This is a genomic window from Pseudomonas sp. B21-015, from assembly GCF_024749285.1.
Lineage (GTDB): Bacteria > Pseudomonadota > Gammaproteobacteria > Pseudomonadales > Pseudomonadaceae > Aquipseudomonas.
On record NZ_CP087196.1, the window covers coordinates 5,676,021 to 5,689,179 of the forward strand.

General features: G+C 54.4%; 14 protein-coding genes. 3 read left to right on the plus strand and 11 right to left on the minus strand.

What is annotated here, in order from left to right:
* Positions 1-53: 53 nt before the first annotated feature.
* The 5 genes from LOY38_RS26025 to LOY38_RS26045 all read right to left on the minus strand — a co-directional run bounded on the left by LOY38_RS26025 (position 54) and on the right by LOY38_RS26045 (position 4,837).
* A complete protein-coding gene (locus LOY38_RS26025; protein ID WP_258697664.1) occupies positions 54-944 on the minus strand; it encodes a DMT family transporter in 891 nt (296 codons plus the stop codon).
* A 64-nt stretch (positions 945-1,008) separates the two neighbouring features.
* Positions 1,009-1,914 (minus strand): D-alanine--D-alanine ligase, encoded by a 906-nt coding sequence (locus tag LOY38_RS26030; RefSeq protein WP_258697665.1) that lies wholly within the window; start codon positions 1,912-1,914, stop codon positions 1,009-1,011.
* A gap of 24 nt (positions 1,915-1,938) precedes the next feature.
* Complete coding sequence (locus LOY38_RS26035; protein WP_258697666.1) at positions 1,939-3,081, minus strand: cysteine desulfurase family protein; 1,143 nt, start codon at positions 3,079-3,081, stop codon at positions 1,939-1,941.
* 118 nt (positions 3,082-3,199) lie between these two features.
* Positions 3,200-4,075: an LPD16 domain-containing protein gene (locus LOY38_RS26040; RefSeq protein WP_258697667.1), complete on the minus strand. Its 876-nt coding sequence runs from the start codon at positions 4,073-4,075 to the stop codon at positions 3,200-3,202.
* A 156-nt stretch (positions 4,076-4,231) separates the two neighbouring features.
* Positions 4,232-4,837, minus strand: coding sequence for an acyl-homoserine-lactone synthase (locus LOY38_RS26045; protein ID WP_258697668.1), 606 nt, complete (start codon positions 4,835-4,837; stop codon positions 4,232-4,234).
* 513 nt (positions 4,838-5,350) lie between these two features.
* Here LOY38_RS26045 and LOY38_RS26050 point away from each other — a divergent pair.
* The gene (locus tag LOY38_RS26050; protein WP_258697669.1) at positions 5,351-6,061 is read left to right on the plus strand and encodes a LuxR family transcriptional regulator; all 711 of its coding nucleotides are present in this window, start codon (positions 5,351-5,353) and stop codon (positions 6,059-6,061) included.
* 125 nt (positions 6,062-6,186) lie between these two features.
* On the opposite strand, the gene mmsB is transcribed toward LOY38_RS26050, so the two are convergent.
* Both mmsB and LOY38_RS26060 read right to left on the minus strand, forming a co-directional pair.
* On the minus strand, positions 6,187-7,074 hold the full coding sequence (gene mmsB / locus LOY38_RS26055; RefSeq protein WP_258697670.1) for a 3-hydroxyisobutyrate dehydrogenase: 888 nt from the start codon (positions 7,072-7,074) through the stop codon (positions 6,187-6,189).
* A gap of 10 nt (positions 7,075-7,084) precedes the next feature.
* Positions 7,085-8,602: a CoA-acylating methylmalonate-semialdehyde dehydrogenase gene (locus LOY38_RS26060; protein WP_258697671.1), complete on the minus strand. Its 1,518-nt coding sequence runs from the start codon at positions 8,600-8,602 to the stop codon at positions 7,085-7,087.
* A gap of 162 nt (positions 8,603-8,764) precedes the next feature.
* Here LOY38_RS26060 and LOY38_RS26065 point away from each other — a divergent pair, with 162 nt between their 5' ends.
* Both LOY38_RS26065 and LOY38_RS26070 read left to right on the plus strand, forming a co-directional pair.
* On the plus strand, positions 8,765-9,712 hold the full coding sequence (locus LOY38_RS26065) for a LysR family transcriptional regulator (RefSeq protein WP_258697672.1): 948 nt from the start codon (positions 8,765-8,767) through the stop codon (positions 9,710-9,712).
* A gap of 417 nt (positions 9,713-10,129) precedes the next feature.
* Positions 10,130-10,579, plus strand: a complete 450-nt coding sequence (locus tag LOY38_RS26070) for a hypothetical protein (protein ID WP_408980543.1) — start codon at positions 10,130-10,132, stop codon at positions 10,577-10,579.
* A 26-nt stretch (positions 10,580-10,605) separates the two neighbouring features.
* Here LOY38_RS26070 and LOY38_RS30425 read toward each other — a convergent pair whose 3' ends face one another.
* The 4 genes from LOY38_RS30425 to LOY38_RS26085 are packed head-to-tail and all read right to left on the minus strand — an operon-like array spanning position 10,606 to position 13,118.
* Entirely contained in the window at positions 10,606-10,773 is a 168-nt protein-coding gene (locus tag LOY38_RS30425) for a gp19.5 family protein (protein WP_408980641.1), read from the minus strand.
* The gene (locus LOY38_RS26075) at positions 10,769-11,272 is read right to left on the minus strand and encodes an OmpA family protein (protein WP_258697674.1); all 504 of its coding nucleotides are present in this window, start codon (positions 11,270-11,272) and stop codon (positions 10,769-10,771) included. Before LOY38_RS26075 ends, LOY38_RS30425 begins: the two co-directional genes overlap by 5 nt.
* 5 nt (positions 11,273-11,277) lie before the next feature.
* Positions 11,278-12,546, minus strand: a complete 1,269-nt coding sequence (locus LOY38_RS26080; protein WP_258697675.1) for a diguanylate cyclase domain-containing protein — start codon at positions 12,544-12,546, stop codon at positions 11,278-11,280.
* Entirely contained in the window at positions 12,543-13,118 is a 576-nt protein-coding gene (locus LOY38_RS26085) for a YfiR family protein (protein WP_258697676.1), read from the minus strand. The genes LOY38_RS26080 and LOY38_RS26085 overlap by 4 nt, the downstream gene beginning before the upstream one ends.
* Positions 13,119-13,159 lie beyond the last annotated feature (41 nt).

The following is a 13,159-nucleotide window of genomic DNA, read 5'->3' on the forward strand; positions in this document are numbered from 1 at the left end:
TGGCGCGCCCAAGGCATGGCGAAGCAAGCCTGTGAACGACGTAAGTTCGTGCACTAGCGCTTGTTTCTACCCATATGATCGCTGAGAAACACCAGAACGATCCCTCCGATGATCAACATCGAAGCCGACAGCAATGTCGTATCCAGGTGTTGCTCCAAGGCAACACCTTCTATTCCCAACACCGCGACAGGCACGGCTACCGACGCCATGCTGGAGTGAAGCAGGTCAATGCGCGGCACAACATAAAACCACAGTGAAAATGCAACAACCGACCCAATGACGCTGACATACAACATGGCGAGCAGACTCTCAGCGTTTACGTTGAATTTGACTCCACCATCGACCATTAGCATGAGCACTAGTAGTCCAATCGCTCCAAAGGTCATTTGCCATGTTCCGATGGTCAACTTGTCAGTATTCGGAAGGTATTTTTTCAAAAGAAAGCTCGATATTGACCATGACATGGCCGAGCCGACCAGCAATGCTTCCCCAATGAAACTCTCTTTTGACAGGCTTGGGGAAACCATGACCACCATTCCAACACAACCGGCCATCAAGCCTGCACATTTGAGGGGTGTAAAACGCTCCTTCAAAAACAGCCAACCCAGCAAACTGCTCCACAAGGGCGTGGAGTAAATGAGAATCGCTGCTCTGGCTATCCCCACCTCAAGCAAACCATAAGTCGCGAGCGAAAACATTAGCGTGGTCTGAAACAATCCGATAAGAGCGACCCATACCCATTCCATGCTCTTCAATGCACCGCGCTTTTGCCGCCATGCCAAAATTGACTGCATTAAAACCGCCGCAAGCAAAAATCGCACGGCGGTGAATGAAAAAGGAGTCGAACTCTCCAAACCTACTTCGGTTAAAAACCAGCCGAGCGTCCAAACCCCTACAAGCACGGCCAACGCCGCATTTGTGCGAAAGCTATCCGATAACTGCATCCCTACTCCTTGGCGAATCATCAGGCACAGCCGCCCTCCCCAGCGGACGGTGATCGCACTTTAATCAGGCGTTGATAATTTTTCCAATAACATTATCGTAATCCATACCCGCCAACCCACTCGCCTTGACGAACACGCTGTGTGAATTCAAACCCGGTAACGTGTTGACCTCAAGAAGAAATGGCACTCCGTCCCTGATAATAAAATCAAATCGGGCGTAGTCCTTGATAGCGAGAATCCTGCACATCTGCCGAACATCATCCTCAACACGCGCCACTGTTTCAGGGGGCATCTGCGCAATCGAATAGCGTGTGGTTTCCGGGGAGTGAAATTTGGCATCGTAACTGAACAACGAGTGAGCATGAGATATCAGTAAGAATGGCAATATTTCTCCATTGAGCACTCCCACGGTGATTTCATCACCTGACACCAACTCTTCAAACAAAACCCGCCCCTTGAACCTGTTCAATATGGACAGTGCTACATCGAAATCATCTCTATTGTTTATAGCACTCACACCGATGCTGCATCCTTGCGCATCCGGTTTTACAACGAAGGTCGTCCCGAGGATAGATTGCAAGCGACTAAAGTTTGCGACTTCCCCACACGCTATCCAGACACCTTCCGGAACGCGGACACCGCTTGCCGAAGCGACCAGACGAGTCAGCACCTTACTCATGCAGATTGCGCTGGCCTCACGACCCGCACCGTTGTAGCGAATATTCAAGCCATCCAAAAATGCCTGAAGAGTCCCATCCTCCCCATACCCTCCGTGCAGCGCATTGAATACATAATCAACACCCTTCAATGGCAAGGACAACCCTTCGGAAAAACCATTTAACTCCCGCGATTGATAATCCAGCCCCATGCGTTCAAATGCGGCCTCTACCTGTGCGGCTGTCTTGAGAGAAACTTCTCGCTCAGATGAACTCCCGCCTTTCAGGATCAAGAACTTTCTTTGCTTTGTCACTGTCATCTCCTTTGGGATCGGAATTTATACTAACGACTGAAGTTGCAGCACCTTATTGGCAACAATGCGAACGGCGTCTTCGATTTGCGATCTGGTAATGCCCGGATGCAATGAAATTCTCACGGAACAGTTAGCGTCCTGATCACTCATGCCGATGCCTTTCAACACATAAGAGGGCTCCATACTGTCGGAGTTACAAGCCGATCCTGATGCAATACAAATATTATCCAGGGAGCTGATCAGGGTTTCGGCACGAACGCCTTGAAAACTGATATTCAAGATATGGGGCACACTCACGTCCAAAGAGGAGTTCACCTCATACGTTACCCCCGCAAAAGACAGGCCCGAGAGGAACAAATCCCGAAGAGTTGTGAGGTGGTTCCATTCACTCTCCAGGTCTGCGCCGCCCCGTATCTCGCAAGCCACACCCAAGCCGACGATCAATTGAGTCGGCAGGGTGCCGCTTCTCAGGCTGTTACGCTCACCGCCAAACGTCAGTGGACGCAAGCGTTGCTGAATGGCTTTGCGCACATACAGGGCCCCAATCCCCTTGGGCCCTCCGATCTTGTGAGCGGACAATGAAATACAGTCGATTCGACTGTTCTCTACTTCCAGTTTCACCTTGCCGAACGCCTGGGCAGCATCGATATGCAGAATGAGTTGGCGAGACTCACAAAGATGAGAAATTTCTTTGAGATCCTGAAACGTTCCGATTTCCGAGTTGACGTAACTGATACTGACCAACCGGGTATTATCATCAATCAGCGCTTCAAGAGATGACAGGCAGACACGCCCATTTCGCCCGACCTTGACATAACGCACGTCAACGCCTCTTCGGCACAATTCCTTTGAGACTTCAATAGTAGACTTATGGTCAATGGGACAAAACACTGCATTGACCGGCGCCGTCTCTCCATAGCCAAACGCGCCCTGAATGACAATGTTATTACTTTCGGTAGCGCCGGAAGTGAACACGACCTCGGTCGGAGATACACACAGTGCGCTCGCTATCTTCGCCCGAGCGACATTCACGGCATGCTGAGCAATTTTCCCCATTTTATGAGGGGATGACGCATTACCGTAGTGATCTGCGAGAAACTGATGCATTGATAAAATGACTTGATCATTACATTGAGTTGTTGCCGCACTGTCCAGGTATATATCCATCTGCCATCTCCACGTCTTGATCTGGACGGTTACTGATTACCCATTGAAAATATAACTGCTTTACCATCCGCCTTAAGGCCGGTACATGATTACCTCTGTACAGGCCTTGACCGCAAAATTAAGAACGGAAGACTGAAAAATTAACCATTTTGTTGTATATCTCTTCCGGTGTCAGTTCGCCACTTCCCCCCGGGTCCGCTACGACAATCTTCATTCCCTCCAGATTATAGAGAGAAAGAGCAATCTCGATACCCGACTTGACAGGTGCATGACATTCACCTGGTGCGAATATGAGCATGAGTCGCTTCCCGGCCTTATAGACTTCGGAAATCATTTCCGTCACTTCCCCTGCGCACCCCGTAATGCCGCAACTGATGAGCGTCCGGTAATGACCAGCCTCATCCAGAAAAGAGATTTCCGATTGGTTTGGGCGATCCTCAAGAACTCTTTTCTCTAGTTTCCCTTGCTTCACCAATTTGGCGGCGCTTTTTTGGAATCTATATTTCAGCCATGTTTCCGGGAAGGCAAGGCTGTGTTTACGGCTCGGAAGGACATCTTGTTCAGTAAATACCCCTTGAATCTCCAGAGATTCCCGATACGTATTCGGCAGTCGCGTGAAACCATCATAGAATTTTGTTCGATGCTCACTAGCCGATCCAGTCTCAGGCACATACTGCCAGTCGTTTATCAGCACTAGAAACTTAACATCACCCACCGACTCTCGGTATTTTTTGGCGATATCCAACGAGAGATCCCATGTGTACTTCGGAAAAATACCGACACGTTGCTTGATTCGCTCTTTGAGCACATTGTCGTTATGCTCCTGAAATATACCGGAAACCAGTTTCTGGGTCTGTTCATCATAAAAAAGCATGAAGTGCCCCGCCATTACAACGAGCTCATTAAAACCTGAATCTTTTAACTCTTTGTCGATCAACTCAAGCAGTTCTTTCTCTGATGCAACAAATTCATGATGAGATGAAATAACGGCCATTTGCACATCCTTACTTTGGATAAAAAGCGTCATAGTCGACGCGATACTTGCAACGCAGGAGAAGTCAGAGATCGCCACTGCCTGCCATTAATCGCAGGTACGCGCGCTATCGATGAATAAGTCTCTCGGCGCTAAAAACATGGCAAGAAGAGCGCTTTAATTTGAAATCACCCGAACCGGACAATCAATATCCAATGCGGACAGGGTCTGCTGATCAATCTCGATCCAAAATGCTACAACAGGTTTCTGATCGACTCGCTGAGGAACCGAAACTCGATGAACATTGACCCCCATGCGCTTCAATAGACGCTCGTTCCCCACGGCCGATACCGCAATCAATCTGTTGGCGCCCAATTCTATCGCCGTGGTAATAACTTTTCGAACAAGTGCAACGGTATCGGCCCAATGATTGCTTGAATGGCTACTTCCATTTCTGGAAGAGCTAATCGCAAAGCGAGACAGTTCCCATGTTTCCGAATTATTGGGGAGGCCGGTACCACCCATTAGATGAACAAAGTGCTCTGACAGCAAATATGGCTTGTTCGTTGGAAGCAGACGTGCACAGCCACATATTTTGTTATCGGCATCCAGCACAATCGCATATACGGTGTCCGGCCGATCAAATTCATCTTGTTCAAAACCTTCCGGGCAGTTCAGTGGCCAGCCCATTTTTTTGACAAAGATCTCGTAACGATACTCTGCAAGCCCATACATTACGTTTTGATTGATTTCGCTGTTCATCCCTGTAATCAAACGCAACATAACCCCTCCCATTGGTTAGCCCACCAATTAGAGATGTAAATGCTATTTGTTCATAGCTGCCCGTTTGGGCAGGTCACAGGAACATTCGCCTCTCCCAGGTCATGCAAGACAGCTACCTGGCAAGCAGGTGTTCCGAGAGACTCTCATCCAGGTCATAGCCATTGACACGGCCCGGCTTAGGGTGTCCGTTGACGGTCAAGGCGAAATCTGCCCAACCGATACTGACGGCCGTTGCAGCAGTACTTTATCCGAACGTTACTGTCTGCATCCTCAACCCACGAAGCTTATCTCTCAATTCGTCGATAACCATCGACACAGGGTGGTTAAACGTCAACTTCCATGAACGCCCTTGATTCCTGATCAAACAATCAACAATCGACGTCATATTCAAGTAGTGCTCACGGAGAGTTAAATAAGATCAATGGAAAACCCAATAGACATGACGTATCATTTTACACGGCAGCCCCCCTACTGCCGATTGCATGGACGCATTATAAAAAAAAGGACTATGCCTTGTCTGACTGGCTTGAAGATTTTCTGGCTCTCTGTTCGGAATCCAAATCCGAAACTGCATTATTTTCCAGCTTACAAAGCATCGCTGAAAGTTTAGGTTTTCAATCCTGTTCTTATGGCATTCGAATCCCCCTCCCTGTCAGCCCCCCCACCTTCCATTTGTTGTCCTCCTACCCCAAAGCCTGGGAAGAGCGCTATATCAGTAATAATTATTTTTTTCTGGACCCTACGGTGCGTCACGCGCTGAATACACATCGACCACTCACATGGGAAGCACAATCGGCGTCCCAGGATGGACAGTTCTGGGAGGAGGCCAGAATGCACGGCCTCGCCCATGGTTGGTGTCAGAGCGCGTTCAGCAGATTTGGCGTGATCGGTCAGCTTTCCATGGTGCGTAGCCATGATTTCATTTCTGCCAGGGAACTTGCACTTCAGGAACCCAAGCTGATGTGGCTGACCAGTCTTGTACACTCCACCATGAGTGGTTTTTTATCACCTGAAAGAATGCCAGAGTCCCTCACAGAACTGACCGATAGAGAGCGGGAGGTCTTAAGGTGGACTGCATCGGGCAAGACATACATCGAGATTGGCAACATCCTGAATATAGATGCACGCACAGTAAAATTTCATATCGTTAACACACTCAAAAAACTGAACGCGTCCAACAAGGCGGAGGCGGCAGTAAAAGCGACTGTGTTCGGTATGATTTGACAGTCACCGCGCCCACTTCCATCGAGTGATCAGCCACCCTAAAAAATCGAGAGGCCACCCGACGTGATCTCTCGGTAAAATTTTTGCTGTGTTGTCCCAAAAAAGATCGCAGCCGTCGGCAATTCCTACACGGGTTTGCGATAGCTATTGATGATCGCCGAGAAGTCCTTACCCCCTTCCCCACGCTGACTCATCGCCTGATACAACTGCTGCGCCAGCGCGCCGAGCATCACCGGTTGGTGCGCCTGACGTGCCGCCTCAGTGGCCAACCCCAGATCCTTGAGCATCAGTTCGGCACCGAAACCGCCGGTATACCCGCGCGAGGCCGGCGCCGTTTCGACGATGCCGGGCCACGGGTTGTACATCTCCGAACTCCAGCAACGCCCGGTGGAACTGTTGATGATCCCCGCCAGCACCGTCGTGTCGATCCCCAGCGCATCGCCCAAGGCCATGGCTTCGCTGACGCCGACCATGGAAATCGCCAGCAGCAGGTTATTGCAGATTTTGGCGATTTGCCCGGTGCCGACTTCGCCACAGTGGACAATGTTGCGGCCCATCTGCGCCAGCACCGGTTGCAGGGTGGCGAACAATTCAGGCGTGGCGCCGACCATGAAGGTCAGCGTCCCGGCCGCTGCACCGCCGGTACCGCCGGAGACCGGGGCATCGGCCATGGCCACACCTTGTTTGGCGGCAGCTGCAGCCACATCACGCGCCGTCTGCGGATCAATGGTGCTGCAATCCACCGCCGGCACGCCTTTGGCGATCCCCGCCAGCACGCCATCTTCGCCCAGCCAGACGCTGCGCACATGCACAGCGGCGGGCAGCATGGTAATCACCAGCTCTGCACCTTGAGCCGCTTCACGGGCCGAAGCGCTGATGCTGCCGCCCAGTTGCTCGAGCTCTGCCAGTACAGCTTTGTTCAGGTCGACCAGCCGCAGTGAATGGCCGGCCTTGATCAGGTTGCGCGCCATCGGCGCGCCCATGTTGCCGAGACCGATAAAAGCGATTTTCATGTCCGGCTCCTTAACGCAAGTGGATGGTGGTGTTCACACCGTCGTTGACGCTGTCATCGTCGAACCAGCGCGCGGTGACGGTCTTGGTTTGAGTGTAGAACTGCACCACTTGCTTGCCATACGGACCGAGGTCGCCGAGCTTCGAACCACGGGAACCGGTGAAACTGAAGAACGGCACTGGCACCGGAATCGGAATGTTGATGCCGACCTGGCCAACGTCGATTTCCGTCTGGAATTTACGCGCCGCCGCACCGCTCTGGGTAAACAGGCCCGTGCCGTTGCCGAACGGGTTGGCGTTGACCAGGGCGATGGCTTCATCGAGGGTGTTGACTTCCAGTACCACCAGCACTGGACCGAAGATTTCCTGGGTGTAGATCTGCATCTCAGGGGTTACGCCGGAGAACAGAGTCGGCCCCACAAAGTTGCCCTGCTCAAAACCCGGAACGCTGATGTCGCGACCGTCCAGCTCCAGCTTGGCACCCTCCTTGATGCCGCTTTCGATCAGCTCGAGAATCCGCGCCTTGGCCCGTTTGGAAATCACCGGACCAACATCAGTGCCCGGCTCGCTGCCGGCATTGACCTTGAGTTTCTGCGCCAGCGCTTTCAAATCCGGCAGCCATTGTTTGGCCGCGCCCACCAACACCACCACCGAGGTGGCCATGCAGCGCTGCCCGGCTGCGCCGAAACCGGCGCCGACCAGTGCATTGAGCGCCTGCTCGCGATTGGCATCGGGCAGCACAACGGCGTGGTTCTTGGCGCCCATCATCGATTGCACGCGCTTGCCGTGTTTGCCGGCCAAGTCGTAGACGTGAGTGCCGACCGCGGTCGAACCGACGAACGAAACAGCCTTGATGTCCTTATGGGTGCAGAGCGCGTCCACTACATCCTTGCCGCCGTGAACGACGTTGAGCACGCCCGGCGGAATGCCGGCTTCGATGGCCAGCTCCACCAGCAGCATGGTCGACATCGGATCCTGTTCGGACGGCTTGAGCACGAAGGTGTTGCCGCAGGCGATGGCCATCGGGAACATCCATAGCGGAATCATCGCCGGAAAGTTGAACGGGGTAATGCCGGCACAGACGCCGATTGGCTGACGCAGGGTGTAGGTGTCTACACCGCCAGCGACGTTCTCGGCGAACTCGCCCATTTGCAGGCTGCCAATGGAGCAAGCGTGTTCGACCACTTCCAGGCCGCGGAAGATATCACCTTCAGCGTCGGCGATAGTTTTGCCCTGCTCATTGCTGAGCACCACGGCAATACGCTTGGAGTGTTCACGAATCAACGCCTGAAGCTTGAGCATGATGCGCATCCGCGCGCCGATCGGCGTCAGCTTCCAGGTCTGGAAGGCACGATGGGCAGCACTGATAGCGGCATCGACTTCGGCAGCCGTCGCGAATGGGACTTTGGCCAACACTTGTTGGGTCGCCGGGTTGACGATGTCGTGCCATTCGGTGGTCTGGGACTCGACCCACTCGCCATCGATCAACAACTTGACCTTTTGCACGGTGGTTTCTAGCGATGCGTTCATGTTGGTCTCCGGGACGTTGTTCTTATGTAGAGAGCTATCTGGGGAGCCAAGGCGAGAAAGTCGCCTTGAGATGAGGCGTGTGTCGCGAATTGGTTGTCGGACTGTTTTTGGAGTATAGATGTGCAAACTTCTAATAAGAACGCACATAAAAGCCGGTCCATCATGCAAAAAAACATCACGTCTTTAGGCTCGTTGAACTGGGATGACCTCAAGTTTTTCCTCGAGGTTGCCCGCACTCGCAAGGCCAGCACCGCAGCCAAACGCCTGGCGGTGGACTACACCACCGTGTCGCGGCGCATCAGTTCGCTGGAAGCGGCATTGGGTACGTTGCTGTTCGAAAAATCCCGCACCAGTGGTTTCGTCCTGACCGCCGAAGGCCAGCGTCTACTGGGTTACGCCGAGTCGATCGAAAGTACCCTGCACATGGCTTGCGAGCAGGTTTCCGGCTCCGGCGTGGCGTTGTCCGGGCATGTGCGCATGGGCTGCACCGAAGGGTTCGGCAGCTTTTTCATCACCCCGCAGCTGAGCCATTTCGTCGACGCCTACCCGGCGATCTCGGTGGACATCCTGCCGCTGCCGCACTTCATCAGCTTGTCCAAGCGCGAGGCAGACATCGTCATCGCCCTGGAACGGCCGGAACACGGCCCCTATGTCTGCTGCAAACTCTGCGACTATCGATTGCAGCTGTATGCGACCCAGGATTATCTGGACAAGCACCCACCGATCCGCCGCCCGGCAGACTTGGGCAAGCATCAATTCATCAGTTATGTGGACGATCTGGCGTTCAGCTCGGAGTTGCTGTACCTGGCGAATGTGTTGCCCGGCGCCAGTGCCAACCTGCGCAGCACCAGCGTGATTGCGCAGTTTGTGGCAGCCCAGCAAGGACGATCACTGGCGATTCTGCCGTGCTTCCTGGCCGCTCAGGATCCGCGATTGCTGCCGGTGTTGCCGCAAGAAATCACCATTACCCGGCAGTTCTGGATGTACTGCCGGGAGGACTTGCGCAAGCTCAAGCGGATCACGTTGCTATGGGACTACATCCGTGCCGTCACCGAGCAGAATCAAGGGCTGTTGATGGGGGAAAGTCGGAAGATGCTGTTCGCCGACTGACAGTTCTTCAAGGAATCAGGTAGCGGCATCGTAACGAGCTCAGCAGGCCTTCGCCAACGGTTTGTATCAGTGGTTGGCACTCGACTTGTAACACTGAGAGGTACTCGCAGACACCGAAAAGGACCAATTTCCAGAGGCCTGCGCGAGCGCGATAAGGACCCACGCGGACACGCGATAAGACTCAGGCGCGAGGGCCTACGGGGGAACCTGCGCACGTATGCGTAGTGAGGTGGTCATTCAGATTTTTCTGCCAGATCCTCAAAGAGACCGTCCCGGCCAAGGTTGAGACTTTCCTACAGACTCCTCCATCCGTTTCCGGTAGCCTCCCGCGCGCCAGAATAAGACTGGTCACTGTCCATGGATGAAAGAGACAAGGATGATGCAGGATGATTTCTTCTGCTCGATTGGGTGACAAGCATGTCTGGGGGAAAGGCATCCGTGAACACAAATGCAAGCAATACTAAAATCAGATACGGCCGCTGGCTGCTTGTCGCCCTATTAGTCTGCCCTATTGCGTTTTGGTACTTGGCTTCTCCAGTCGTAGCAGTCAATTTTTCGCATGAAGGAAAGGAAGAGTTTCGATACATCTGGAACACTCAGCATCGAATCTATAAGGGTGACATGCCCGAAGGGGGTGGCTCATCCGTCGAGTGGGGCCATATTTTTCCTGATAAAGATTTCTTCATGAGGTTCGATTGGTGGACCGACAAGGGAGCTCAGAGGTGTTTCTATGTAACGCCAAAATGGGGGCGGATGATAGATATCTACCTTGATGCTAAAGGTCGAATCGATACTGCTCTCACTGACCCTGACGTTATCACTCGTTTAAAACAGTGTGCAGGCGAACCTGATCCCTTCCGCTCATAAGGTGCCTAATCAGCATCACAGCAAGCTTACCCGGCGCAGCCCCCAAGTAGGACACACACGACATTCCCAAAGCCTTCGACCAGCGGACCACCTTGAGCAACTCCCAGAGTGACAAGGAGCAAACCAAGAAATCGATAGGTGACACGATGGGTAGTTGATGGGGGAAAGCAGGAAGATGCTGTTCGCCGATTAATCCGCGCTCACCACGATCGACACCCGACGGTTCTCGGTGCGTCCGGCCGCGGTGTCGTTGGACGCAACGGGCTTGCTGCTGCCCAAGCCGCGAAACTGAATGTTTTCTTCTTTTAGGCCGACAGCGCTCAGCACCTTGCCAACGCTTTTCGCGCGACGCAGGGAAAGCTGTTCGTTATAGGGCTCTTTGCCCGAGGTATCGGTGTGGCCGTCAACCCTCACCCGCTCGATTCCCACACTCAACAACGCCTTGCCAATACGCTCGACGATCTCGGTACTGGCAGGGTTGAGGCTCTCGACATCACTGCTGAACAGCACTTTGTCGGACAGGCCAAAGGCCCACCCCTCATCGGTCATCTCGAACCCTTGCTGCTTGAGCATGGCGATCTGCGCCGCAGTCAGGCCCTTTTGCGGTGTCGTCTGGCAACCGGTCAATGCCAGCAAGGCCATAAGCAGGGTAATCGTGAAAAATCGCAAGGAACGCTGAGTGAGTGTGAACACAGAAATTAGCTCCTGGTTTGAACATGAGCGACAGGGTGCTCCGACCCCGACGTGTGCTGGGCGCCTCGGGAAAGGCGTTTGGCCTGGTACATCGCGGCGTCGGCCGCATCGAGCAGCGCACCCGGTGTGCCCCCATGATCCGGGTACACGGCGATGCCAATACTGAGTGAAGTCAACACCTGAGTACTGCCCGGCAACGGGATGGGTACTTCCATGCTGGCGATGATTTTGTCGGCAATCCATTCAGCGTCTTCGGTCTTGTGCAACGGCGTCAGCAGGACGGCAAACTCGTCGCCGCCCAGACGCGCGACCAGATCCTCTTCACGCAGCTGTGCGCGAACCCGGGTTGCCACAGCGATCAGCACCGCATCGCCGGCGGCATGGCCGAAGTTATCGTTGATCTCCTTGAACCGGTCGCTGTCGAGAAACAGCACGGCCACTCGCTCATCCAGCTTGCCGGCATTGCGCAAGGCACGCATCAGGCGGCCTTCGAAAAACGCCCGATTCGGCAGTCCGGTAAGGCTGTCATGGCTGGCCTGGTGGGCCAGGGTTTCGTTTTCGCTTTGCAGGTGGGTCTGCCAGGACTCAAGCTCATCGAGCAAGGCATTGAAGTCGTTGCCCAGGTTGTCGAGTTCGGCAATGTCGGCGGGCGGCACGCGCCGGTCGAAGGCTCGCTCGCTGCGGGCGGCGTGAGCCACGGCGGCCAGGCTGCGCAACGGGCCAATGATCCCCCGCAATTGCCGACGCGCCAGATAGAGCGCAACCCAGGCACTGACAGCGGTACACAAGACGATCCCCACCAGACCACTGAGCAAAAAGCGCATCAGGCTGCCGCCGTGACCGGTGAGCAGAATGCTGCCGATTTCCTGACCTTGATGGACGATCGGCATGCTGATGGGTTTTTCCAGAATCGCCCGGGCGATCTGCATTTCAAGATCAGAAAGCAACCCCGTTTCCGGTCGTTGCCAACGTGCGAGCACCTCGCCTTGCTCGTCCATCACCTGTGCATCAGCCACTTCTTCGGTGGATGCGATCAACGCCAGCGCTTCGGTAGCCGCGACCTTGTCGTTGAACACCACCGCGGCTTCCACGGTGTAGTTGATCGAACGGGCGATCAGATGCAGGTTGTGATCGGCGTAGACCCGCAAGGCCAGAACGCCCAGCAGGGTCAATGAAACACTGGCCATGGCCACGCCCACCAGGGCGACGATCAAATGTCCACGGCCGATAACCGACCCCAGGGTCGGACGTATACGAAGTTTGAACAGGCTCATGGTGCCGCCGGCTTGCGGCGTGACAGTTGCAGCACACTGGGATGAATGCGCACGCCGCTGCGGGCGATCGAGTCGAGGTTGACCTCGAAGGACACCTGCTCATCGCCGACCCGAAGGCAGAACAGACTGCCGACGGTGCATTGATCACCGCCTTCGCTGATGCTCACCACCGGGCGCCCTGTCAACGAGGTGAATAGCTGACTGCGTTCGTCGCTGGTCAGCTTGCCGATGTACACCGCATCGCACTCACCGGCAATGGCCGGGTTGTCGGCCAAAAGCCGCCGCACGGTAACCGGCCGACCAGTGGCCTGGGTGGGGCCTTTGACCAGGTCGTCTGTGTATTCGGTGGGGCCGACCACGCACAGACGCAGCTGTTGGGGCTCAACAGGCCACCGGGCATAACTGAGGATCCCGAGCACCACTTGAGTGACTGATCTGGCACGTTGGTCGGCCTTGCTCACGGCGGTTTCCGGCTCAGCGCAGACAACGCCCGTCAACAAACAGAGAAGGCCGGCAAGTAGTACTTGCTTGCAGCCAACGACGCGCTCTGTCGCCCAGACAGCCACCTTCATGCAGGGATTCTCTTCGATTACAACGAAATGATGCCGCAACG

What these genes read in the sequence shown, in the direction of transcription:
- LOY38_RS26025 (WP_258697664.1), bottom strand. Translation starts at nt 944, where the DNA reads ATGCAGTTATCGGATAGCTTTCGCACAAATGCGGCGTTGGCCGTGCTT.
- LOY38_RS26035 (WP_258697666.1), bottom strand. Translation starts at nt 3,081, where the DNA reads ATGGATATATACCTGGACAGTGCGGCAACAACTCAATGTAATGATCAA.
- LOY38_RS26040 (WP_258697667.1), bottom strand. Translation starts at nt 4,075, where the DNA reads ATGGCCGTTATTTCATCTCATCATGAATTTGTTGCATCAGAGAAAGAA.
- LOY38_RS26045 (WP_258697668.1), bottom strand. Translation starts at nt 4,837, where the DNA reads ATGTTGCGTTTGATTACAGGGATGAACAGCGAAATCAATCAAAACGTA.
- mmsB (WP_258697670.1), bottom strand. Translation starts at nt 7,074, where the DNA reads ATGAAAATCGCTTTTATCGGTCTCGGCAACATGGGCGCGCCGATGGCG.
- LOY38_RS26060 (WP_258697671.1), bottom strand. Translation starts at nt 8,602, where the DNA reads ATGAACGCATCGCTAGAAACCACCGTGCAAAAGGTCAAGTTGTTGATC.
- LOY38_RS26065 (WP_258697672.1), top strand. Translation starts at nt 8,765, where the DNA reads ATGCAAAAAAACATCACGTCTTTAGGCTCGTTGAACTGGGATGACCTC.
- LOY38_RS26070 (WP_408980543.1), top strand. Translation starts at nt 10,130, where the DNA reads ATGTCTGGGGGAAAGGCATCCGTGAACACAAATGCAAGCAATACTAAA.
- LOY38_RS26080 (WP_258697675.1), bottom strand. Translation starts at nt 12,546, where the DNA reads ATGAGCCTGTTCAAACTTCGTATACGTCCGACCCTGGGGTCGGTTATC.
- LOY38_RS26085 (WP_258697676.1), bottom strand. Translation starts at nt 13,118, where the DNA reads ATGAAGGTGGCTGTCTGGGCGACAGAGCGCGTCGTTGGCTGCAAGCAA.